We start from the raw sequence: 24,201 nt of genomic DNA on the forward strand, positions 1-24,201 counted from the left end.
AGAATTAAAACATATAATCATAAATCAATTGGCCTGGCCCAACTTTAGAAATAATATATGACAACAGAAATTGCATTAAGAAAAGCGGAAATAGAAGACAGGAACATTATCTGGGAAATCTTGCAACAGGCTATTGAGAGGAGGAGAAAGGATGGGAGCACCCAATGGCAGAATGGTTATCCTAACCTCGGGACTGTTGAAAGCGATATTGCAAAAGGTTTCGGATATGTTCTTACAGTGGATGGAAATATAGCAGTATATGCAGCCTTGATATTGAATGATGAGCCGGCTTACAGCACTATCGACGGAGCCTGGTTAAGTAATGGTGAATTCGTAGTGGTTCATAGGGTGGCAGTTGATGAAAAATTTGCCGGACAAGGTCTTGTTAAACAACTTTTCGACCATATTGAAGATTTTGCCAGGTCTCATGATATTCAAAGTATAAAAGTAGATACGAACTTCGATAATTTGGCAATGCTTAAAATTCTGGAAAACAAAGGTTACTCTTATTGTGGTGAAGTATACCTGAGTGGGGGCATCAGAAAAGCCTTTGAAAAGATAGTGATTTAAAAAAAGAGCAAAAGTTAAATCAACTTTCATTGAATTTTTAAAAAACTATGTATCGAGAAACTCTATTGAGTTTGTTCGTTTAGTTCTGAACTAATTTCTACTTTTGTTCAAATTTTTATATTATGCAACAAAGTATAGAAATTGATGAAAAAATTTTCCAGGATGCCGTGAAATTCTATGGCACCGTGTTCAACATACCCCCATTGGCTTCAAAAATTTATGCTTACCTTAATTTCGATTTCGATAAGGTAGGAATTACTTTTGATGAATTTGTAGAAGTATTTTCAGCAAGTAAAAGTTCGGTTTCTACAAGCATTTCATTGTTATTAAATGCCCAACTTATTGTGGATCACAACAAAATGGATGTCAGGAAACGATATTTTTTCATCAATGATGAATACAGGAAGATAAGATTTGAAAAAATAGTTCAGAAAATGCAGGACGAATTGAGATTAATAGATGATTTAAGCAAATTCAAAAAAGGAAAGGAAAATGATTACGATGAAAAAATGGAGGTTTACATATCTCTTCTAAACAAGAGCATTACAAATATTCAGGAATCACTTAATAAACTATAAAAATGACGAACAAACTAATTATATTTTCTATTGCGGCATTCTCTTTAACTGCCTGCAAAAAGGAAGCTCCCAAGCAGGATGGCCCGAAACCTTATCCTGTGGTCTCTGTAGAAGTTAAAAATGTGGTGGGATACCAGACGTTTCCGGCTACGATTCAGGGGAGGATCAATAATGATGTACGGGCTAAAATCCAGGGATATATCACCCAGGTTTTGGTAGATGAGGGACAGTATGTTACAAAAGGACAACCGTTATTCCGTCTTGAAACGAATATTCTTAATGAAAATGCTGCCGCTGCGCAAGCAGGAATCGGTGCTGCGGAATCTAATATTGCTGCCGCACAGGCTGCCGTTAATGCGGCTCAGGTGGAGGTAAACAAGTTGAAGCCACTGGTTGCTAAAAATATTATCAGCAATGTCCAGCTTCAGACCGCACAGGCAGATCTGGCAAAAGCACAGGCACAGCTTCAGCAGGCCGTTGCTTCCAAACGACAGGCAACAGCAAACTATAAAGGGGTAGAAGCCAATATCGAGTATTCCGTTATTCGTGCGCCTATTTCAGGAGTAGTAGGAAAACTTCCATTGAAAGCGGGAAGCTTGGTAGGCCCTACAGATCAGACTCCATTAACGACTATTTCCGATACCTCAGAGATCTATGCCTACTTTTCAATGAATGAAAAAGAATATTTCGATTTTCTTGAAAAATCCGTAGGAGCCAGCGTACCTGAAAAAATTAAAAATCTTCCGATGGTAGAATTACAGCTAGCCAACGGAAGTCTTTATCCTGAAAAAGGAAGAATTGAAGCTATTACAGGGCAAATTGACCCTACAACAGGAACGATTCAGTTTAGAGTACAATTTCCTAATGCCCAGAAATTATTGAGTAACGGAAACAGTGGTACCATCAGATTCCCTCAAAGATATGATAATGTACTGGTGGTTCCGGAAAGTGCTACTTATGAGCAACAGGGTATCGTATATGTATACAAAGTAGAAAAAGATACCGCCAAAAATGTGGTAATAGATGTGATAGAAAGAATTGATAATATGGCTTTGATCAAATCAGGTGTTAACAAAGGAGAAACCGTAATTGCAGCAGGTATCGGAGGCTTAAAGCCCGGAACAGCAGTTATCAAGAAGCCTGTGAAAATGGATAGCCTTGTTCAATCTATAAAACCGAAATTCTAATGATAAAGAACTTTATTAACAGGCCGGTTTTATCTACGGTTATATCAATCCTGATTGTTATACTCGGTGTGTTAGGGCTTATCTCCCTACCAGTTACGCAATATCCCGATATTGCGCCGCCTACAGTAAGTGTTTCCGCCAATTATACGGGTGCCAATGCGGAAACCGTAATGAAAAGTGTAGTGGTTCCGCTGGAAGAACAAATCAACGGGGTGGAAGGAATGGATTACATTACTTCTTCTGCAGGAAATGACGGTTCTGCCAATATCCAGATTTTCTTTAAACAAGGAATAGATCCGGATATTGCGGCTGTAAACGTTCAGAACCGTGTAACAAGAGCTACGCCTTTGCTTCCGAGCGAGGTAACACGTTCAGGGGTGGTAACGCAGAAACAGCAGACAAGTGCCTTGATGTATATGTCTTTCTATTCTGAAAATAAAGACCTGGACGACGTATATCTTCAAAACTTCCTGAATATTAATGTTATTCCAAACCTGAAAAGAATTAACGGGGTAGGTGATGCCAACGTTTTCGGGGGTAAGAACTACTCCATGAGAATCTGGTTGGATCCTGCTAAAATGGCAGCCTATGGTATAACGCCTACAGATGTTACCAATGCCATCAATGAGCAGAGTAGAGAAGCGGCAGCCGGTTCTATCGGACAAAACAGCGGCAGTTCTTTTGAATACATCATCAAATATGTAGGTAAATTCAATGATAAAGAACAGTATGATAATATCATCATCAAATCCCTTAGCGATGGCCAAAGCCTGATGTTGAAAGATGTAGCCAAAGTAGAATTGGCCGGACAGTCTTACTCGGGAATAGGTGAGAATGGGAACTATCCTTCCATCAGTATGGGGATTTTCCAGACACCGGGCTCCAATGCTCAGGAGATCATTCAAAATATTAAAACCTATTTAAAATCAGCTGAAGGAAGCTTTCCTGAAGGAATAAAATATACTTTTAACTTTGACACCAATGAATTCCTTGAGGCATCCATTGAAAAAGTGGTTCATACGCTTATTGAGGCGTTTATCCTGGTGTTCATTGTCGTATATATTTTCTTGCAGGATTTCAGATCCACTCTGATTCCGGCCATTGCGGTTCCGGTATCTATTGTAGGAGCCTTTTTCTTCCTGAATTTATTTGGGTACTCTCTCAACCTTTTAACTTTATTCGCTTTGGTTCTTGCGATCGGTATTGTGGTAGATGACGCCATTGTCGTTGTCGAGGCCGTACATGCCAAGATGGAGCACGGTATTACAGATGCAAAAAAAGCTACCGTAGAAGCTATGGACGAAATTACAGGGGCTATCATTTCAATTACTTTGGTAATGGCGTCTGTATTTATTCCGGTAACCTTCATTACAGGTCCTACAGGAGTGTTCTATCAGCAGTTTGGTATTACTCTGATCGTAGCTATCATTATTTCAGCGATAAACGCATTGACATTGAGTCCCGTTCTATGTTCATTGTTCTTAAAACCTCATGCGGAACACCATGAAAAATATCAAAGCTTAAACTTTATTCAGAAGTTTTTCTATAAGTTTAATATTGCCTTTAAAACGGCTACAGAGCGCTATGGAAGAGGATTTGTATTCCTGCTGAGACATAAATGGGTTACTTTAGTCATTTTTGCGGTTACAGGTGGAATTTTATTCTGGGCAAGCTCATCCATGAAAAAAGGGTTCGTACCTACGGAAGACAGAGGGATTATCTTTACCGATGTTCAGCTTCCTCCGGGATCTTCTATGGAAAGGACATATAACGCTCTGAAAACGCTTCAGAAAAATGCATTGCAGGTTCCGGGAGTACAAAACGTTACCATATCAACGGGAAGAGGTTTTTTATCCGGAAACGGGAGCAACAATGGTTTGGCATTTGTGAAGCTGAAACCATTTGAAGAAAGAAAAAAAGACGGATTAACCTCTGAAGATATTACTAAAAAACTATTCGGGATCTCCGGTAAGGTTCCGGATGCCAAAATAGTGTTTTTCCAGCCGCCAAGTGTTCCGGGATTCGGAAGTAGTGCCGGTTTTGAAATGGTACTGCTGGACAAGTCAGGTGGCGAATATGCCGATCTTGATGTTAAAACCAATGAATTCCTCGGTAAATTAATGGACAGACCTGAAATTGAATTTGCCCAGACTTCATTTAATACAAAATATCCTCAGTATCAGATGGAAATCAATGTTCCGCTGGCCAAACAAATGGGAGTTTCAGTGAATGACATTCTGAGTACCATGCAGGGGTATATCGGTGGAGTGTATACGGCTGACTTTACGAAATACGGGAAACAATTCAGGGTAATGGTTCAGGCTCTTCCTGAGAACAGAAAAAGCATTGATAACCTGAATGAGCTATATGTAAGAACAGGTTCAGGAGTAATGTCGCCCATCTCACAGTTTGTGACTTTATCAAAAGCATACGGACCTCAATCTGTTAGCCGGTATAATTTGTTTACCTCGGTAAAAATTACGGGAGCCAACTCTCAGGGATTCAGTACCGGTGATGCTATTGGTGCGGTACAGCAGGTTGCAAAAGAATCTTTAGGCCCCAATTACGATGTTGAATTTACCGGATTATCAAGGGAAGAATTAGCTTCAGGTTCACAAACCTTATTGATTTTCGCTTTGAGTTTGATTTTTGTTTATTTCATCCTTTCTGCCCAATATGAAAGTTATATTCTTCCTCTAGTGGTAGTGATCTCACTCCCTTTGGGGGTAATGGGAGCTTATTTCGGACAAAAAATCATGGGCCTGGAAAACAATATTTATTTCCAGATCGCCCTGATCATGTTGGTAGGATTGCTGGCTAAAAATGCCATTTTGATTGTAGAATTTGCCGTTCAGAGAAGACATCATGGAGAAACCATTGTAATGTCTGCAATCAATGCGGCTAAGGCAAGATTAAGACCTATCCTGATGACCTCATTTGCATTTATCTTCGGACTTTTACCGTTGGTTTTGGCCAGTGGAATCGGTGCGGTAGGAAACAGGTCCATTGCAACAGGAGCTGCGATCGGATTGCTAATTGGTACTATTTTAGGCCTTTTTGTAATCCCTGTTTTATATGTGATCTTTGAAACATTGCAGGAGAAAATCAAACCTCTCAAAAAAGAAGAAATCAATTTAGCTGAATAAAAATAATTAGAGAAGTCAGATAATAAGGATTGGTAATTATTCTAAATCTGAAATCTGGCTTTTAATCTCTGGTTACTAACTTCTAATTTTTTATAATGAAGAGTTTATTAAATATCATAAAAGGAATCACGTTTTCAGCAGTCATTTTGGGTGCCATTTCCTCTTGTGCGGTAAGAAAAGAATATGAAAGACCTAAAAGTGTAGTAGATGAAAAGCTTTTCCGTACAGATATGCTTCCTAAAGACAGTGCTAATATTGCCAATGTTTCCTGGAAAGAAATTTTCACGGATCCGATTCTTCAGGGACATATTTCTAAGGCCCTGGATAACAATCTGGACATAAGGATAGCCCTGCAGAGCATTTCATCTGCTGAAGCGTATTTAAAACAAAGTAAAGCCGCCTATCAGCCAACCCTGTCCGTAGGTCCGAATTATACATTTCAAACCCAGTCATTAAATACCCAGTTCGGGCAAATTATCGGGGAAAGAAGATATGTCAACCAGTTTGATATCACGGCAAGTTTAGGATGGGAAGCTGATCTTTGGGGTAAATTAAAATCCCAGGAGAAAGCACAATTAGCAACCTATTTAGGAACTGTTGCAGCCCATAAAGCGGTGAAGAGTGATCTTGTTGCTTCTATTGCTTCAGCGTACTATCAATTATTGACTTTAGATTCTCAAAAAAGAATCATTCAGGAGACCATTGGAGTTCGTGAAAAAAATCTGGAAACAACCAAAGCGCTAAAGGAAGCCGGAACCGTTACGGAAGTTGCCGTTCAGCAAAGTGAGGCACTTGTTTATAACGCTAAATCTTTATTGATTGACATCGATACCCAGATTCAATTACTGGAAAATACAATAAGTCTGCTGATGGGCGAGCCTTCTCATACAATTGAAAGAACAACCTTAGAGAGCCAGAAACTGCCTTTAAATGTGGATTTAGGATATCCGGCCCAACTACTGGCAAATCGCCCGGATGTGATGAGAGCGGAATATAATCTGATGAATGCTTTTGAATTGACCAATGCGGCAAAAGCACAGTTTTATCCAACGCTGAAAATTACTGGAAGTGGAGGAGTTCAATCTGTGGATATTGATCACTTATTCAGTGTAAATTCATTGTTTGCAAGCGTTGTCGGCGGATTGGCACAGCCTATCCTGAACAGAAGACAGATCAAAACAAATTATGAAGTGAGTTTAGCCAATCAGGAAACGGCTTATCTGAATTTCAGAAAAACTGTTCTTACAGCCGGAAAAGAGGTTTCTGATGCCATACGGGTATTTTCCGTTCAGGATTCTTTCATTGAATTGAAAAGAAAAGAGTTGGAATCATATAAAAAATCAGTGAACTACTCTCAGGAACTGGTTAACTATGGTATGGCCAATTATCTCGAAGTATTGAATGCAAGCGTAAATTCTTTAAATGCGGAACTGAATATTTCAAATGCTGAATATAATAAAATGAAAGCTGCCGTTGAGCTGTATCAGGCTTTAGGGGGTGGCTGGAAATAATCTTGTTATATGTTATATTAATCTTGTAAGTGTGTATTAAATATTTTAATGCACACTTTTTAATTTTATTTTACTGTATTTTAGTGTTTTATATATTTTAAAATAAAAATAATTTGTATTTATGTATTTAACTACGTAGTTTTGTACTTAAAATAAATTCAGATGGAATTACAAATTAAAAATATCAGCAGCGAGTATGCGGAACAGGTGATCGATTTGATTCTGACTATTCAGCAAAAGGAATTCAATATTCCTATAACCATTAATGATCAGCCAGACCTTCAGCAGATCGAAGATTTTTACATCAAAGCAGGAGGGAATTTCTGGGGAGCTTTTAAGAATGATGAGCTTGTGGGAACTATCGCCCTGGTAAAGTTTGATGAGAGTCATGGAGCCATAAGAAAAATGTTTGTGAAAAAAGAATTCAGGGGAAAAGAGCTGGGGATCGCCCAGAAACTTTTGGAAGTCCTCATTTCTTATTGTTGCACCAGCGGAATAAAAGAAATATTTTTAGGCACTGTATCAGTACTGGAAGCTGCTCAAAGATTTTATGAACGAAATGGTTTCAGAAAAATTGAAAAAGAAAAACTGCCAGCCACATTTCCTTTAATGAGCGCTGATAATATTTTCTATGCTCTGGATTTAAAATAATACACTATGAATATAATTAATGAATCAGGTATTCTCGCACTATCCACAAGACTGCAACGCCTGAGTGAGCAGCTTCGTAAGGACGGAGCATTACTTTATAAAGCATTTGGAATTGATTTTGAGCCCAAATGGTTTCCCGTAATATTCACCTTATACCATAAAAAGAAACTGGGTGTGGTAGAAATAGCCAATGAGATAGGATATACTCATCCGTCTACCATAAGCCTTCTTAAAGAACTGGAAAAACAGCATCTCATCAAATCTGAAAAAGATAAACTGGATGAACGCAAGCGCCTGATTCAGCTAAGCCCAAAAGGAGCGGCACTGGTGGAGCAAATGAAGCCTGTTTGGGAGCTTATATCGAATGTGCTGGGAGAGATTACCGATAATCAAAATAATTTGCTGGCTGCCATTAACGAAGCGGAAGAAAAACTAGCTAACCAGTCTTTTTTACAAAGAGCTTTACAGATGAAAAAGTCGCAGGAATAATAAGCCATCTGCAAAAGAAAAAAGCCTGTAACTCAAGTTTACAGGCTTTATATATTTTTTATAGGAATTTACTCTTTTACACCAGTCCAAGATCCGGATCTGTCAGGAGTAGGTACCGAATTTCTCCAGGTTCCGCTTCCTTTTTCATCATCTTCTTCAACCGTTAAAGTTCCTGTGAATTCTCCATCAGACGGAAGCCCGATAACAGCATTTAAACTTCCTGAAGTATCCAGATGACCTGAAATGTTATAATTTTCATTGGTATCATCAGAATGCATGGTTCCGGTTACCTTACCATCGCTTGCTACCACAATATACCAAGTCCCTTTTTCGCTTCCTTCATATTTCCCAGACCAGGTTCCGATATAGTCATAAATATTTTCGTCTTCTGAGCTGCACCCAATGAACAAAAATGCAGTTAATAAAAGTAAAAAAAGTTTCTTCATAGTTTTATAGTCATTGATGAAATAAATTCTAATAATCAAATTTGTGGAGAATACGGGGATCGAACCCGTCACCTTTAGACTGCCAGTCTAACGCTCTAGCCAGATGAGCTAATTCCCCATTTTTTCGTTCAGCATTTTCCAAAGCGCTACAAAAGTAAGTATTTAAACGAGATGTGCAAACATTTTGTTGAATTTTATTTAATGAGAGGACGAATTGTTTGTATAATAATTACTTTTTTAAGAATACTATATAAGAAATATTAAAGCCGATCCAATCATTATCTAAACAAATCCCATATTTGTTATTTTTCCATCTTTCGTCAAAACTACAAAGTGCAAAAGAAAATCATCATAGGAAAAATGTTGCTCAAAAGCTATTTCCTGCTGATTACCGATAAAGACTTTTTCTTCGAAACTTTCGACCAGATAGTTTTCAAAATCAATTTTTACACTCAGAATACAGGCTTCATGAGCATTGAATTGCTTTCCCAGATGAAGATTTTTATTCCACAATCCTAAAGAAATACTGACATTTTCTACATTAGGCATATTTCCGAACTGAAATTTTTTCAACAACAGTTTCCCATCCTCTGTGGCAAGTCCATTCTGTACCGTTCTTTTTCCTCTTTCTGAAACCATATCCAGATCTTTTATTTCCGTCATGAGTTTAGCGAATTTCTGATAGAGTAATGGATCATTGTTTTGTGTAAGACAGGAACCGAGAGCGTGCCTGATCGTTTTTCCGATTTTAGAACAATGCCCGAATTCCGAACTGTTCTGCCTCACTTTTTCATACGCCGGATTTTTTTTAAAGGCCGTTTTATTGAATCCGCTTTTTTTCCGAACCACATTTTTGCCATTCAGGGTATAAAAAACAAGATCTCCGACAGACCCTTTGAGCTTTATAAGACTTTCGTAAGTTGCCATATTATAAAATAGGAGTCAAATATACTGATAATTAATTACATTCAAAATTTTAACATATATTTATAGTATAGTTGTAGTATAGTCTATATATAATTAAAATATAATGTTTATTTTTGTCAAAATAAATTACTTTATTAAACATCAGATCAATATGAAAGGCTGTTTCTTCCAAAAAGCTATAGGAATACGACAATTATCCGTTGTCCTGATTACTTCATCTATCATCATTTCATGTGGAAGCTCCAAAAGTGTTTCTGCTAAGAAAAGCACGGGAAATAAAACAGTGGCCAAATCTGAGAATCTAAGAAAACTGGATTCCAACTTTGACGGCAAGATTCCGGGCTCTATTAAAGATATTCTTAGAGATGCGGAAAAATATATCGGAACTCCATATAAATTCGGAGGTAACACTTCTTCAGGATTTGATTGTTCCGGTTTTACCCTAAAGGTTTTTGAAGAAAACGATTTAAAGCTGCCCCGCAGATCATCCGATCAGGCAGAAGCAGGTAAAAAGATCGATATCCGTGATGTAAAGCCGGGAGATCTTTTATTTTTTGCTACAGGGGGCGGAAGCCGGGTATCTCATGTGGGAATTGTTCATGATATCGGAAATGATGGAGAGGTGAAATTTATTCATGCCTCTACTTCAAAAGGAGTCATTATTTCTTCCTTAAACGAAAAGTACTGGAATAAAGCCTATCTTCATGCACAGAGAGTGCTGTAATTTTTACTTTACCATTTTCTTGAATCTTAATAATACTTGGTAAAGACTTATTCGATTGCAATTAATATTCTGTGGACATCAAGTTTAAAAAGGTTTTGCTGAAGTTTTTTGTATCTTTGGCGCGTATAATTTTAAACTAGAAACATGTCGTTACAGCAAACTATTGAAAACATTTGGGATAACAGGGATTTATTACAAAATGAAGACAGCCAGAAAGCCATCAGGGAAGTAATTTCTTTACTGGACTCAGGTGAACTTCGTGTAGCTGAGCCTACCGAAAACGGATGGCAGGTGAATGAGTGGGTGAAAAAGGCTGTGGTAATGTATTTCCCTATTCAAAAGATGGAAACTATTGAAGTGGGCCCGTTTGAATTTCATGATAAAATTCCTTTGAAAAGAAATTATGCAGAAAAAGGAGTAAGAGTTGTACCCCATGCGATTGCCAGAGAAGGATCTTTTGTTGCTTCTGGAGTGATCATGATGCCATCATATGTAAATATCGGTGCTTATGTAGATTCAGGAACCATGGTAGATACCTGGGCAACTGTAGGAAGCTGTGCACAGATCGGTAAAAACGTTCACTTAAGTGGCGGTGTTGGAATCGGTGGTGTTTTAGAGCCGTTACAGGCAGCTCCGGTAATTATTGAAGACGATTGTTTTATCGGTTCAAGATGTATCGTTGTGGAAGGGGTACATGTGGAAAAAGAAGCTGTTTTGGGAGCGAATGTGGTATTGACAGCCTCTACAAAAATTATTGATGTTACAGGAAACGAGCCTATTGAGATCAAAGGAAGAGTACCTGCCCGTTCCGTAGTAATCCCCGGAAGTTATACGAAGCAATATCCTGCAGGGGAATATCAGGTTCCATGTGCTTTAATCATTGGTAAAAGAAAGGAATCTACAGACAAGAAAACATCTCTTAACGACGCTTTGAGAGAAAATAATGTAGCTGTTTAAGCTGATATCAAACTAATACCCGTACAGTCTTGAAAGAAAAATTTTTAAAACTGATAGTAAACCCTAAATACATATTTGGGGTTTATCTTATTATATCCGTTGTGACGGCAATATCCAAGTATTTCAGAGGAGATTATGCCATTAATAATTATCTGATCTTTAAAAATGTATTCTTCAATACGATCCATCAGAAGAATTTATTCATCCATTATCCGGATTTATATTTTGACCTGAACCACTACGGGATATTTTTCAGTTCACTGATTGCTTTTTTTGCTCTAATGCCGGATTGGTTAGGTATTTCTCTATGGAATTTATCCAATACTTTTCTTTTCGTATATGCCATTTATAAATTACCCTTTTCCGATAGCAAGAAAGCCCTTTTTGCCTTGTTTTGCCTTCAGGAGTACATTACAGCTGCTTTAAGTTTGCAGTTCAATGTGGCTTTAACCGGGCTTTTACTGTTGTCTGCAGTATACATTTATGAAAGGAAAGAGGTAAAATCAGTTACGGCGATATTGGTGGGGATTTTTGTGAAGATCTATGGAATTGTAGGGCTCTCACAGTTTTTTTTCATTCAGAATAAAAAGAAATTTATTCTTTCAGGAATAGCTATTGCGGTATTATTTTTCATTCTCCCTATGGCATATTCCAGTCCGCAATTTGTTGTACAGAGCTATACAGACTGGTATCATTCGATTATTGAAAAGAATAATGAAAATCAGGTATTGGGAAATATGCAGGATATTTCATTAATGGGCTTTTTCAGAAGGATTTTAGGGGATGCAACCATTTCCAACCTGGTATTTTTAGCGGTGGGATTACCTTTATTCGCATTGCCGTATATCAGGATTAAGCAGTATAAGAATTATGCGTTCCAATTGATGATTCTTGCTTCCACCTTATTGTTTTTAGTATTATTCAGCTCAAGTTCAGAATCTCCAACGTATATTATTGCAGTAGTGGGAGTTATGCTTTGGTTTTTCTTACAGAAAAAAAGAACGCGGTTGAATATCGGATTGTTGGTTTTGGTTATTATTTTCACATGTTTTTCCACCTCGGATCTATTTCCGAAATCAGTAAAACATGATTATATCATTAAATATTCTTTAAAAGCTGTACCTTGCATTATTGTCTGGCTAAGAGTGGTGTATGAACTTTTAACCAAAAATTTTGAAACAGATTACAGTCTGAAATAATATATGAAGAAAATTTCCATCGTCATTCCTGCCCATAACGAAGAAGGAAACGTTGCTTTGGTACATGAAAAAATAAAAGAAGTTTTTTCACGGTTAAACAATTATGATTTTGAAATCATCTTCGTGAACGACGGAAGCAGGGATAATACCCAACAAAAACTGGAAGAACTGTCCCAACAGTTTGATAAAATAAAATATATTGAATTCTCACGGAATTTTGGGCATCAACCTGCAGTAAAAGCAGGGATGGATCATGCTCATGGAAATGCAGTAATCTCTATGGACGGGGACCTGCAGCACCCACCGGAACTCATTCCGGAAATGATACAGAAATGGGAAGAAGGGTACGATGTAGTATATACCATAAGAACTTATCCTAAAGAAATTTCCTATTTCAAAAGAAAAACTTCAGACTTCTTTTATCAATTATTATCAAGTCTTTCCGACGTCAATCTTACGAAAGGGGGCGGTTCCGATTTCAGACTTTTAGATGCCAATGCGGTAGAGGTTATGAGAACCTTTAATGAGGATGATCTTTTTCTGAGAGGATTAACCAGCTGGATGGGTTTCAAGCAAACCGGCATAGAATTTACGGCAGCTGAAAGAATAGCAGGGGAAAGCAGCTATAACCTGAAAAAAATGATCAAATTTGCCTTTACGGGGATAACGGCTTTCAGTGTAAAACCATTGTATATTGCCGCTTATTTAGGGTTTCTATTTTCAGGAATTTCAGTAGTCGGATATGCATTATATGTCATTTATGCCTTTGTTGCCAAAACAGAAATTTCAGGTTGGGCCTCATTAATTATGACCATTGTATTCTTTGGTGGACTGCAGCTGATTATTCTTGGAATTATCGGGATGTATCTGGGTAAAATTTTTAAACAGGTAAAAGAAAGGCCGAATTATATTATTAAAAATAAAAACTTTTAAAATGGTATTACTGAGTTTTGATATTGAAGAATTTGATATGCCATTGGAATATAAAGGAGAAATACCTTTTGATCAACAGATTTCCATTTCACAGCACGGACTGGAAAATATTTTAGATATCTTAAAAAAATACCAGGTAAAAGCTACTTTTTTTTCGACCGTGGTCTTTGCAGAAAATAGTAAATCTTTAATCGAAAGATTACTCAATGAAGGCCATGAATTGGCTTCGCACACCTGGTTTCACTCCGAATTTGAAGTAGGACATTTAAAAGAATCCAGGGAAAAGCTGGAAGAGCTTTTTTCTGCCAAGGTAACGGGATTACGAATGCCTAGAATGATGCCTGTCAACGAAAAAGAAGTCGAAAAAGCGGGATATTCTTATAATTCATCTATCAATCCGACCTTTCTTCCGGGAAGGTATAATAATTTAAAAATTTCAAGAACATATTATAAAGAAGGAAATGTAATGCAGGTTCCGGCTTCGGTATCCCCTAATTTCAGGGTGCCACTGTTTTGGTTAAGCTTTCATAATTTTCCTCTATCTCTATACAAAAAACTGGCTTCTGACGTTTTAAAAAAGGATAATTATCTTAATATATATTTTCATCCGTGGGAGTTTTCCGATATTAAGAATGAAGCATTCAAACTTCCGGGCTTTACAACAAAGAATACAGGCAAAGAAATGGTGGAAAGATTTGATGAGTTTGTCGGCTGGCTTAAAAGTAAAAATCATACCTTCGGAACATTCCAGGAATTTCAAAAACAAATTGAATCATGAAGATTGCTTTTGACGCAAAACGCTTTTTTCACAATGCATCGGGATTAGGCAATTATTCACGGGACCTGGTGAGAATGTTGGCCCGTTATTTTCCGGAAAACGAATACCTGCTTCTGAACAAAAACAAATCTGAAAAAGGGAATGACATACTGGAAAATTCTAATGTTCATTTTATTGAAACTTCAAAAGGAAGGATGTCCCGCCAGTTTAAAATGGGAATAGATGCACAAAAAGAAAAGGCAGATATTTTTCATGGCTTATCTGGGGAATTACCCTTAAAATGGGATACAACGCCCATTAAAAAAGTAGTTACCATTCATGATCTGATTTTTGTAAGGTACCCGCAATATTATTCTTTTTTTGACAGGAAAATACATCTATGGAAGTTTAAAAGAGCCGCCCGGATTGCTGATAATATCATTGCTATCTCAGAGCAGACCAAAGAAGATATCATTCATTTTCTAAACGTTCCTGAAAGCAAGATTGAAGTAATTTACCAGGGATGCCATCATGCTTTTAAAGAACAGCAATCCGAAGAATTGATGCAACAGGTAAAGCAAAAATTCAGTCTTCCGGAAAGATTTATATTAAATGTGGGAACTATAGAAGACCGCAAAAATCTTCTGAATATCGTAAAAGCCGTTAAAGGCACAGATATTCCGTTGGTTGTCATCGGGAAGAAAACCAAATATTATCATAAAGTGGCTGCATTCATCAGTAAAAACAACTTGAAAAAACAGGTTTATTTTCTTGAAGGAGTATCCATGGATGAGCTTGCCGCTATTTATAAATTGGCAGATATTTTTGTTTATCCAAGCTTTTTTGAAGGCTTTGGAATTCCCGTGATTGAAGCTCTATTCTCGAAAACAGTAGTCATTACAAGCAATAGAAGCTGCCTACCTGAAGCGGGAGGAAAAGATTCAGTCTATATCAATCCTGAGAACGATCTTGATATTCAGTCTAAAATCCAATTTCTCTGGGACAATGAGGCGGAAAGGAAACGCCGTTCAGATAAGGGTTTCGAGTTTGCTCAAAAGTTCAGTGACCAGGCTATTGCAACAGATCTTATGAATTTTTATCAAAAAATTCTTTAGAAAATATATTGTTTTTAAAAATAAATCCTACATTTGTACCACAAATTTCAACAATGAAACCGAATTTTTTAACCATGCATCATTACTATCATCATCTCTGCTAAGACGGAATTGATTGATATGTGTATATGTTAAAAATCAAAATAATTAAAAACCGTCTGAGTAAACAGGCGGTTTTTTGTTTCTAAATTTTCCCCGGAATTTATTTTCAATAATCAGTTTTTATTTACTCAGGCCCAAAACAAACCAAAATGAGTAAATTAAAAATTGCGATCCAGAAAAGCGGCCGGCTTTACGAAGATTCATTACAGCTTCTCAAAGACTGCGGCATTTTCATCAATAACGGGAAAGACCAGCTAAAAGTTTCAGTCGACAATTTCCCGATGGAAATTATGTATTTAAGAAACTCCGATATTCCGCAATACCTTGAAGACGGAGTCGTAGATGTAGCGATTGTTGGCAAAAATCTTTTAGTGGAAAAACAGAAAGATATTGATATTATCCAGAAGCTTGGCTTTTCAAAATGCAGAGTTTCCCTTGCCGTTTCCAAAGAAGTGGAAACAGATGACATTAATTATTTTCAAGGCAGAAAAATTGCAACTTCTTATCCGAATACCCTTAAAAAATTTCTTAGCGATCATCATATATCAGCTGAAATCCATATAATTTCAGGATCAGTGGAAATTGCACCGAATATCGGATTAGCAGATGGGATTTGCGATATTGTGAGTTCAGGAAGCACCTTATTCAAAAATGGTTTAAGAGAAACCGTAACATTACTGAAATCCGAAGCCGTCCTTGCTAAAACTTCCAATCTGGATCAGGAAAAAGAAAAAATCCTTGACCGGTTCTTATTCCGCATCAAAGCAGTTTTGAAAGCTAAAAATTCCAAATACATCCTGATGAATGTTCCGGACGAAAAAATATCAGATGTTTCCCGTGTGCTTCCCGTGTTGAAAAGCCCGACCGTACTTCCCCTGGCCCAAAAGGGATGGAGTAGCATTCACTCTGTGATTGATGAAGAGCGATTCTGGGAAGTCATTGATGAGCTTAAAGAAAATGGAGCCCAGGATATTTTAATAATTCCAATCGATAAAATGGTGATTTAATATGAAGATTTATCAATACCCCGCCAAAGAAAAATGGACCGGTTTGATCAAGCGTCCGGTTCTGCAAAAAGACGAAATTTCAGAAACGATAGAGAATATTTTTTCTCTTGTTGAAAAAAACGGTGATAAAGCCCTTGCAGAGTTGAGCAAAAAATTTGATTCTGCAGAAGTAAGTAACCTTTCCATTTCCAATGAAGAAATTGAAGCGGTCTGCAAAACGGTTAGTCCCGACCTGAAGAAAGCCATTCAGCTGGCTAAAGACAATATTTCCAGATTTCATGCTTCACAGAGAGAGGAAATTCAAAAAATTGAAACAACAAAAGAAGTCATCTGCTGGAGAGAAAGTAGAGCCGTTGAAAAAGTGGGCATTTATATTCCGGGAGGAACCGCTCCGTTATTTTCTACGGTTCTCATGCTTGCTGTTCCCGCCCAACTGGCAGGCTGCAAAGAAATCGTCCTTTGTACCCCTCCTGATAAAGATGGAAATATAAATCCGGCCATTGCATATGCTGCCCAACTTTGTGGAGTGACTCAACTTTTTAAAGTAGGCGGGGCACAGGCTATTGCAGCGATGACTTTGGGAACGGAAAGCATCCCTGGAGTCTATAAAATTTTCGGTCCGGGAAACCAATACGTGGTGGCTGCCAAGGAATACGCCCAACAATACGGAGTTTCTATAGATATGCCCGCAGGTCCCAGTGAAGTATTAGTGATTGCCGATGAAAAGGCTGTTCCTGCGTTCTGTGCGGCAGACCTGCTTTCACAGGCGGAGCACGGAAGTGACAGCCAGGTGATCTTTATTTCTACCGATCTTAGTATCCTCAAGCAGACCGTGAAGGAAATTGATGAACAAATTAAGCTTCTTCCAAGAAATGAATTGGCTCAGCAATCGTTGGACAATAGTCATTTTATATTATTGAATACGGTAGAAGAAGCTATTGAATTCAGTAATCTGTATGCACCGGAACACCTCATTTTGGCAGTAGAAAATTTTGAAAAACATATTCCTCAGATTCAAAATGCAGGCTCCGTTTTTCTCGGGAATTATTCCTGCGAAAGTGCCGGAGACTATGCAAGCGGAACCAATCATACCTTGCCTACCAATGGATTTGCCAAAAATTACAGTGGTGTTTCCCTGGATAGCTTTGTGAAGAAAATTACATTCCAGCATATCTCAGAAAAAGGATTAAGGAATCTAGGAAAAACAATAGAAATCATGGCGCAATCGGAGGGATTGGCTGCCCATAAAAATGCCGTTACCATAAGACTTAAAAGAAGAAATAATGAAACAATTTAATATCAATACGTTCGTACGGAACAACATTTTAGAATTACAACCTTATATCAGCTTCAGGGACCACAATGAATTTACAGCACCGGTTTTACTGGACACCAATGAAAATCCGTTCGGAGCGTTTAACCGGTATCCGGATTCCACCCAAAAGAAGCTCAAAAATAAACTTGCGGCCCTTAAAGAGATCGCTCCGGATCAAATAGCTATAGGAAACGGCAGCGATGAATTGATTGATCTGATCATTAAAATTTTCTGCGAACCCAAAAAAGATTCCATTTTAATGATGAACCCTTCTTTTGCAATGTATGGATTTTATGCAGCCATAAATGAAAACAGTGTTGTTAGGCTGGATCTGGATGAGAATTTTGAAATCGTAAAGGATGATTTTATAAAAATCACAGACGAGCTTCAGTTAAAGGTATTCTTCCTTTGTTCACCCAACAATCCTACGGGAAACAGTGTTGAAGATATTGAGTTTTATATCCGGAATTTTAAAGGAATAGTAGTGGTGGATGAAGCTTATATAGAATTTTCAGACCAAAAATCCTGTATAGGGCTCCTTGAAAAATATCCCAACCTCATTGTGTTGCAAACATTCTCCAAGGCATGGGGCATGGCGGGAGCAAGGGTAGGAACAGCCTATGCGTCAAAAGAAATCATTACCCTTATCAATACGGTTAAAGCACCTTATAATATCAATTCTTTAAGCCAGGAGCTTATCATAAAAGCTCTTGATGAACAAGGTGAATTCGATAAAAATGTAAAAGAAATCCTTAATGAAAGAAACAGATTAAAGGAAGAGTTTGAGAAAATTGAATGCATTGTAAAAGTATATTCCACAGATGCGAATTTCTTTTTAGTTGAATTTAATGATGTTGAAAAAGTATATGACAGCCTTTTAAAACAAGAGATTCTAACAAGTAAAAGAGCACCTTCAATTCTCAATTGCATAAGAATCAATATCGGAAATAAGGAAGAAAACAATACACTTATTGCCACATTAAAAAGCATCACCTCATGAAAAAAGTATTATTTATCGATCGTGACGGGACGCTGATCATAGAACCGGCAGATTATCAGATAGACTCTCTGGAGAAATTGGAATTTTATCCGGGAGTATTTCAAAATATTTCAAGAATTGCCAGAGAACTCGATTATGAGCTGGTAATGGTGACCAACCAGGATGGGTTGGGGACAGATAGCTTTCCTTATGAAAATTTCATCGGCCCCCATGAAAAAATGTTAAAGGCATTTGAAAAAGAAGGAATTATTTTCAGTAATATCCTGATTGATAAAAGCTTCGAATATGAAAACCTCCCGACCAGAAAACCGGGAACAGCCTTACTGGAAAAATACATTCATGGGAACTATGACCTGGAAAATTCTTATGTGATCGGCGATCGGGTGACGGATATTCAGCTGGCTCAAAATCTGGGTTCCAAAGCAATTTTCATCAGTGATGTACCCCATGAAAATGCCGTGCTTACTACCAGAAATTGGTCTGAAATTTACCAGTTCTTAAAGAAAATTCCCAGAACAGCCAGAATAGTGAGGAAAACCAATGAAACGGATATTAAATTGGAAATCAATCTGGATGGCAATGGAAATTCTGAAATTTCGACCGGTTTACCCTTTTTTGATCACATGTTAGAACAAATTGCAAAGCACGGAAATATGGATTTGAAAATTAAGGTGAAAGGTGATCTTCAGGTAGATGAACACCACACGGTTGAAGATGTCGGAATTGTTTTGGGAGATGCTGTTCTGAAAGCTTTAGGCCAGAAAAAAGGAATTGAAAGATATGGCTTTCTTCTTCCGATGGATGACAGCCTTGCCTGGTCCGCCATAGATTTTGGGGGAAGGCCATGGCTGGTTTGGGAGGCTGACTTTCGGAGAGAAAAAATAGGTGATGTCCCTACTGAAATGTTTTCCCATTTTTTCAAATCCTTCACAGATTCCTCAAAATCGAATCTGAATATAAGGGCAAAAGGAAATAATGAGCACCATAAGATAGAAGCTATTTTCAAGGCATTTGCCAAATCGATAAAAATGGCCGTGAACCAGTCTGATCAAAATTTCAGTATCCCCTCTACCAAAGGAAGCTTATAATAAAATATATGATTGCAATTATAAAATATAATGGCGGAAATGTAAATTCCGTTCAGAACGCTTTAAACCGACTGAATACAAATTCCATCGTTACCGATGATCCTGAACTTATACGGAAAGCGGACAAAGTAATTTTTCCCGGAGTAGGTGAAGCTTCATCCACCATGAAATCGCTTCAAGAAAAAAGGCTGGACCAACTCATTCCGACATTGCTTCAGCCTGTTTTAGGAATTTGCCTGGGAATGCAGCTCATGTGTAAAAATACAGAAGAAGGGGATACGGATGGCTTAGGAATTTTCGACATTCATGTAAAAAGATTTCCGGCGGGAAATATTGTTCCTCATATGGGCTGGAATACGGTTTCCGGGCTACAATCCGGATTGTTTTCAGAGTTGGTAGAAGATGATTTATATTTTGTACACAGCTATTATTGTGAAATATCAGAATATACGACGTCAGTGTGTGATTATATACTTCCTTTCAGCGCATCCCTGCAAAAAGATAATTTTTTCGCTACACAATTTCACCCGGAAAAATCGGGCAGAGCCGGGAATGATGTATTAAAAAACTTTTTAAAACTTTAAAAAAATGAAGATTATTCCGGCTATTGATATTATCGACGGTAAATGTGTCCGTCTTTCAAAAGGAGATTATGAGACCAAGAAAATATATAATGAAAATCCTGTAGAGGTTGCCAAGGAATTCGAAAGCTATGGAATCCGGTTTCTTCACCTGGTAGATCTGGATGGGGCGAAATCGAAACATATAGTGAATCAAAAAGTGATTGAAAGGATTGCCAAAGAAACTTCATTGCAAATTGACTTTGGAGGAGGGCTTAAAAGTGCAGAAGACATTGAAATAGCCTTTAATTCCGGGGCTGCGCAGATTACCATCGGAAGTATGGCTGTTCAAAATCCCGAATGGTGTTATGACCTGATTAAAAAGTATCATGAAAAGATCATTCTGGGAGCTGATTGTGAAAACAGAAAAATAAAAACATCCGGCTGGCTGAAAGAAAGTAACAAAGATGTTATTGAATTGATTATTGACTATCAGCAGAAAGGCATTCAACAGGTGATCTGTACGGATATCGCAAAGGATGGGATGCTGGAAGGACCTTCCATTGATCTGTATGAGGATATCCTCATCAGGACTTCTGTTCAGCTGGTGGCAAGTGGCGGGATTTCGCGTATGGAAGATGTTTTAAAAATGAAAGAAATCGGGTGTTCAGGGGCTATTATCGGCAAGGCTATTTATGAAGGAAGAATATCGCTGCAACAGCTTAAAAATTTTATAGAAAATGCTTAAAAAAAGAATAATCCCCTGTTTAGATATTAAAGACGGAACAACGGTAAAAGGAATTAATTTCCAAGGGCTTAAAAATGCCGGAAATCCGGTTGAGCTGGCCAAAAAATATGAACAGGAAGGTGCGGATGAACTCGTTTTCCTTGATATTACAGCCACCACTGAAGAGCGGAAAACGTTTGCAGGGCTTGTGAAAAAAATTGCCGTACAATTGAGCATTCCCTTTACGGTAGGGGGCGGAATTTCAACCGTTGAAGATGTAAGAAAACTTCTGGAAGCCGGAGCAGATAAGATAAGCATCAATTCTTCTGCTGTGAAGAACCCTCAATTGATTTCCGATCTGGCTAAAGAATTTGGCAGTCAGTGTGTCGTAGTGGCTATTGATACGAAACATGTTGACCAATCAGATTGGGTACATATTAAAGGAGGAAGGGAAATTACCGGGCTTCAGACTATAGAATGGGCAAAGAAAGCAGAACTTCTGGGTGCCGGAGAAATACTTTTAACATCCATGGACGGCGACGGAACAAAAAAAGGATTTGATATAAGAATTACCCGTTTGGTTTCGGAACATGTTAATATTCCTGTGATTGCTTCAGGAGGAGCCGGAAGGATAGAAGACTTTGAAGATGTATTTCAAAAAACAAAAGCAACCGGAGCATTGGCTGCAAGCGTATTTCATTTCGGGGAAATAGACATCAGAGAATTAAAAAATGAATTAAAAATTAAAAACATACCCATACGATGACAATAGATTTTAATAAATCAGGAGGACTTGTTCCTGTAATTATTCAGGATAACAGGACTCTTCAGGTACTTATGTTAGGATATATGAATGAAGAAGCTCTTGCAAAAACCAAACAAGAAGGGCGGGTGACTTTTTTCAGTCGTTCGAAAAACAGGCTTTGGACAAAAGGAGAGGAGTCTGGGAATTTTCTTATCGTAAAAAGTATTGATCCGGATTGTGATCAAGATACGATTCTTATAAAGGTTGTTCCCCAAAATGTAGTGTGTCATACAGGAAGTTTCAGTTGTTTTGGTAAAAAGTATTCTAAAGGTTTTGTATATGAACTGCAAGAGAAAATATCAAAACGAATTGATGAGAAAACAGAGAATTCCTACACGTATTCGCTTTACCAAAGAGGTATTAATAAGATGGCTCAGAAAGTAGGAGAGGAAGCAGTAGAATTGATAATTGAAGCTAAAGACAATAATGAGGAGTTATTGAAGAATGAAGCGGCGGATCTTCTTTACCATTTTTTGATTTTGCTGAAATCGAAAAGGGTTTTGCTTGAGGATATTGAAGAAGTTTTGAAGAAGAGAGATCAGTTATAAAATTAAAACTAGTCAAATGAAGGAAACATTAGCAACCCAACCATAAAATTGCATCTTAAATTATAATACGACATCATTTGTCGCTTTGTTGAAATAGTTTTGAATGAGAAGAATAAATACGATTTATCATATTTATTCTTTTTAATGTGAATTGGATTGCTAAAATTTGTTAAGTTTACAAATTATTAATAATAAACACTAGTATTAATTTTTAAATACACAAGATAGATGAAAAAAATCTACATGAGTGCATTCTTCTTATGTACTACGACTGTGCTGTATTCTCAAAACGTGTTGTGGCAGAAAGACATCAAATCCAATACCCAGGATTTCCTTTCACAAGTAACCACTACGATTGACGGACAGTATTTGATCACAGGAAGCTCCATTCAAAGCTCTAAGTCTCAGGCTTCAGGCAGTAAGCAAAATAACGGCTACGATTTCCATTTAGTCAAGCTCAACCAGCAAGGCGAAGAAGTCTGGGAAAAATACTTCTCAGGACAGAACCATGATTTCCTGTCTGCCACAGTGAACACCCAGGAAGGAGGCTTTCTTCTCTCTGGAACATCTTATAGTGGGAAATCTTTGGATAAGAAAGAAGATTCCAAAGGAGGCTCAGATTTATGGTTGATTAAAATCAATGAATTCGGGGAAGAGCAGTGGCAGAAAACATTAGGCACAGCTTCTGATGAAGAAGCCAGAGCTGTGATTCAAACCACAGACTTAGGCTATTTTGTGGCAGGAAATGTTCAGAACTCAGCTAAAGGATTTGGTTCTAAAGATATCTGGATCATAAGACTTGATAAAACAGGAAAACAAACTTCAGAACTGATCTTAGGAGGAAAAGGACTCGATGAAGTGGAGAAAATGATTCCGACCAAAGATGGAGGTGTTTTGCTAGGGATCTATTCAAGGAGTTCCGAGGTTCGTGGTACGGGTTCCGTGTCTAGCTCATCCAACTCGAAACCCGAGAACACGCATTCCGTATCCCGCTTCGCGAAAACAACCACTAACGAAGGTGAAGGCGATTACTGGATCATCAAGCTTTCTAAAGACGGAAAAGTGGAATGGGAAAAGAATTATGGCGGAAAGGCAGATGATCATCTGAGAACCCTTGCTTTAACTTCCACGGGATATATCATTGGTGGAGAATCAAGATCAGAAAGATCAGGAAATAAAACCACAGGCATAGAAGAAGGAACCGACTTATGGCTGATTTCCTTAAATGAAAGAGGCGAAGAATTATGGCAGAAATCCTACAACTTTAAGAACAGGGATGTTTTGATGGGAATGAGTGTGATTCAGAGTCAAGATGAAAGAGAAAAGAATAAAGACATTACCAAAGGAATACTATTAGGAGGTTATACCCAGGCAGAAGGAAGAATAGAAAGTGATGATGAAACGTTCTGGATGCTGTATCTGGATCAGGAAGGGAAGGAACAGTGGAGAAAGCATGTGAAGGGAGAATCAAGAAAGAAGGAGGAAAGATTATCAGATATCAGATTAAACAGGGATGGTTCGATCATTTTAGCAGGAACCAGCGCAGAGGAATTAGGAAAAGAGAACTGGAAGATCGTGAAATTAGGTAACGGACAGATCGATCAGCTGATTGAAAAGCAGGACATCAAAGTCTATCCGAATCCTGTATCGGATTATACCTATGTTGAGATCGGATATGAATTTAAGGAAGCGGATATTTTGTTATATGATATGAGTGGTAAGCTTCTGCAACAAACCAAGACTAAGAATAAGGTAACGAAGATCAATACTCAGGCTCTGATCCAGGGAGCTTACCTGATCACAATAAAAACAGATACCAATAAAAACGCAAGTGCGAAAATCATTAAGAAATAAACTAA

24 protein-coding genes and 1 tRNA gene are annotated in these 24,201 nt (G+C 37.8%); 22 read left to right on the plus strand and 3 right to left on the minus strand.

All coding sequences use genetic code 11. The annotated features are described in order from the left end of the window. The first annotated feature begins 57 nt into the window (after nt 1–57). The 7 genes from BCF58_RS11030 to BCF58_RS11060 all read left to right on the plus strand — a co-directional run bounded on the left by BCF58_RS11030 (nt 58) and on the right by BCF58_RS11060 (nt 8,132). Complete coding sequence (locus BCF58_RS11030) at nt 58–570, plus strand: GNAT family N-acetyltransferase (RefSeq protein ID WP_121461830.1); 513 nt, start codon at nt 58–60, stop codon at nt 568–570. A 122-nt stretch (nt 571–692) separates the two neighbouring features. Further along, complete coding sequence (locus tag BCF58_RS11035; protein ID WP_121461831.1) at nt 693–1,148, plus strand: transcriptional regulator; 456 nt, start codon at nt 693–695, stop codon at nt 1,146–1,148. A 2-nt stretch (nt 1,149–1,150) separates the two neighbouring features. Continuing rightward, a complete protein-coding gene (locus BCF58_RS11040) occupies nt 1,151–2,335 on the plus strand; it encodes an efflux RND transporter periplasmic adaptor subunit (protein WP_121461832.1) in 1,185 nt (394 codons plus the stop codon). Continuing rightward, on the plus strand, nt 2,335–5,481 hold the full coding sequence (locus BCF58_RS11045; protein ID WP_121461833.1) for an efflux RND transporter permease subunit: 3,147 nt from the start codon (nt 2,335–2,337) through the stop codon (nt 5,479–5,481). The genes BCF58_RS11040 and BCF58_RS11045 overlap by 1 nt, the downstream gene beginning before the upstream one ends. Before the next feature lie 95 nt (nt 5,482–5,576). Beyond that, on the plus strand, nt 5,577–6,992 hold the full coding sequence (locus BCF58_RS11050; protein WP_121461834.1) for an efflux transporter outer membrane subunit: 1,416 nt from the start codon (nt 5,577–5,579) through the stop codon (nt 6,990–6,992). 162 nt (nt 6,993–7,154) lie between these two features. Then, nucleotides 7,155–7,643: a GNAT family N-acetyltransferase gene (locus BCF58_RS11055; protein WP_121461835.1), complete on the plus strand. Its 489-nt coding sequence runs from the start codon at nt 7,155–7,157 to the stop codon at nt 7,641–7,643. A gap of 6 nt (nt 7,644–7,649) precedes the next feature. After that, a complete protein-coding gene (locus BCF58_RS11060; RefSeq protein ID WP_121461836.1) occupies nt 7,650–8,132 on the plus strand; it encodes a MarR family winged helix-turn-helix transcriptional regulator in 483 nt (160 codons plus the stop codon). Between the two features lie 68 nt (nt 8,133–8,200). Here the strand turns inward: BCF58_RS11060 and BCF58_RS11065 are convergent, their stop codons facing one another. The 3 genes from BCF58_RS11065 to BCF58_RS11075 all read right to left on the minus strand — a co-directional run bounded on the left by BCF58_RS11065 (nt 8,201) and on the right by BCF58_RS11075 (nt 9,505). After that, nucleotides 8,201–8,578, minus strand: coding sequence for a hypothetical protein (locus tag BCF58_RS11065; RefSeq protein ID WP_121461837.1), 378 nt, complete (start codon nt 8,576–8,578; stop codon nt 8,201–8,203). Nucleotides 8,579–8,622: 44 nt separating this feature from the next. Then, nucleotides 8,623–8,696 (minus strand) — tRNA-Ala (locus BCF58_RS11070). A gap of 164 nt (nt 8,697–8,860) precedes the next feature. Then, a complete protein-coding gene (locus BCF58_RS11075; protein ID WP_121461838.1) occupies nt 8,861–9,505 on the minus strand; it encodes a hypothetical protein in 645 nt (214 codons plus the stop codon). 151 nt (nt 9,506–9,656) lie between these two features. On the opposite strand from BCF58_RS11075, the gene BCF58_RS11080 reads away from it, so the two are divergent. The 15 genes from BCF58_RS11080 (at nt 9,657) to BCF58_RS11150 (ending at nt 24,196) form a co-directional block, all read left to right on the plus strand. Then, the gene (locus BCF58_RS11080; protein ID WP_185144836.1) at nt 9,657–10,229 is read left to right on the plus strand and encodes a C40 family peptidase; all 573 of its coding nucleotides are present in this window, start codon (nt 9,657–9,659) and stop codon (nt 10,227–10,229) included. A gap of 144 nt (nt 10,230–10,373) precedes the next feature. Next, nucleotides 10,374–11,186, plus strand: a complete 813-nt coding sequence (locus BCF58_RS11085) for a 2,3,4,5-tetrahydropyridine-2,6-dicarboxylate N-succinyltransferase (RefSeq protein ID WP_121461839.1) — start codon at nt 10,374–10,376, stop codon at nt 11,184–11,186. Between the two features lie 29 nt (nt 11,187–11,215). Next, entirely contained in the window at nt 11,216–12,385 is a 1,170-nt protein-coding gene (locus BCF58_RS11090) for a glycosyltransferase family 87 protein (protein WP_121461840.1), read from the plus strand. A gap of 3 nt (nt 12,386–12,388) precedes the next feature. After that, a complete protein-coding gene (locus BCF58_RS11095; RefSeq protein WP_121461841.1) occupies nt 12,389–13,318 on the plus strand; it encodes a glycosyltransferase family 2 protein in 930 nt (309 codons plus the stop codon). A 1-nt stretch (nt 13,319) separates the two neighbouring features. Beyond that, the gene (locus BCF58_RS11100) at nt 13,320–14,096 is read left to right on the plus strand and encodes a polysaccharide deacetylase family protein (RefSeq protein ID WP_121461842.1); all 777 of its coding nucleotides are present in this window, start codon (nt 13,320–13,322) and stop codon (nt 14,094–14,096) included. Beyond that, a complete protein-coding gene (locus BCF58_RS11105; RefSeq protein WP_121461843.1) occupies nt 14,093–15,190 on the plus strand; it encodes a glycosyltransferase family 4 protein in 1,098 nt (365 codons plus the stop codon). Before BCF58_RS11100 ends, BCF58_RS11105 begins: the two co-directional genes overlap by 4 nt. Before the next feature lie 251 nt (nt 15,191–15,441). After that, nucleotides 15,442–16,299 carry an ATP phosphoribosyltransferase gene (gene hisG, locus BCF58_RS11110; protein WP_121461844.1) on the plus strand — a complete coding sequence of 286 codons (858 nt, stop codon included), beginning with the start codon at nt 15,442–15,444 and terminating at the stop codon, nt 16,297–16,299. Between the two features lies 1 nt (nt 16,300). After that, nucleotides 16,301–17,596 (plus strand): histidinol dehydrogenase, encoded by a 1,296-nt coding sequence (gene hisD / locus BCF58_RS11115; protein WP_121461845.1) that lies wholly within the window; start codon nt 16,301–16,303, stop codon nt 17,594–17,596. Then, nucleotides 17,583–18,614, plus strand: a complete 1,032-nt coding sequence (gene hisC, locus BCF58_RS11120) for a histidinol-phosphate transaminase (RefSeq protein WP_121461846.1) — start codon at nt 17,583–17,585, stop codon at nt 18,612–18,614. Before hisD ends, hisC begins: the two co-directional genes overlap by 14 nt. Then, entirely contained in the window at nt 18,611–19,702 is a 1,092-nt protein-coding gene (hisB, locus tag BCF58_RS11125; protein WP_121461847.1) for a bifunctional histidinol-phosphatase/imidazoleglycerol-phosphate dehydratase HisB, read from the plus strand. The genes hisC and hisB overlap by 4 nt, the downstream gene beginning before the upstream one ends. Nucleotides 19,703–19,710: 8 nt before the next feature. Then, a complete protein-coding gene (gene hisH, locus BCF58_RS11130; RefSeq protein WP_121461848.1) occupies nt 19,711–20,286 on the plus strand; it encodes an imidazole glycerol phosphate synthase subunit HisH in 576 nt (191 codons plus the stop codon). Nucleotides 20,287–20,290: 4 nt separating this feature from the next. Further along, the gene (gene hisA / locus BCF58_RS11135; RefSeq protein WP_121461849.1) at nt 20,291–21,010 is read left to right on the plus strand and encodes a 1-(5-phosphoribosyl)-5-[(5-phosphoribosylamino)methylideneamino]imidazole-4-carboxamide isomerase; all 720 of its coding nucleotides are present in this window, start codon (nt 20,291–20,293) and stop codon (nt 21,008–21,010) included. Further along, nucleotides 21,003–21,755 (plus strand): imidazole glycerol phosphate synthase subunit HisF, encoded by a 753-nt coding sequence (gene hisF, locus BCF58_RS11140; RefSeq protein ID WP_121461850.1) that lies wholly within the window; start codon nt 21,003–21,005, stop codon nt 21,753–21,755. The genes hisA and hisF overlap by 8 nt, the downstream gene beginning before the upstream one ends. Beyond that, a complete protein-coding gene (gene hisIE, locus BCF58_RS11145; protein ID WP_121461851.1) occupies nt 21,752–22,342 on the plus strand; it encodes a bifunctional phosphoribosyl-AMP cyclohydrolase/phosphoribosyl-ATP diphosphatase HisIE in 591 nt (196 codons plus the stop codon). The genes hisF and hisIE overlap by 4 nt, the downstream gene beginning before the upstream one ends. Nucleotides 22,343–22,570: 228 nt before the next feature. After that, entirely contained in the window at nt 22,571–24,196 is a 1,626-nt protein-coding gene (locus BCF58_RS11150) for a T9SS type A sorting domain-containing protein (RefSeq protein ID WP_121461852.1), read from the plus strand. Nucleotides 24,197–24,201: the final 5 nt, after the last annotated feature.

The sequence above is a fragment of the Chryseobacterium defluvii genome, assembly GCF_003634775.1.
In the GTDB taxonomy this organism is placed as follows: Bacteria; Bacteroidota; Bacteroidia; order Flavobacteriales; family Weeksellaceae; genus Chryseobacterium; species Chryseobacterium defluvii.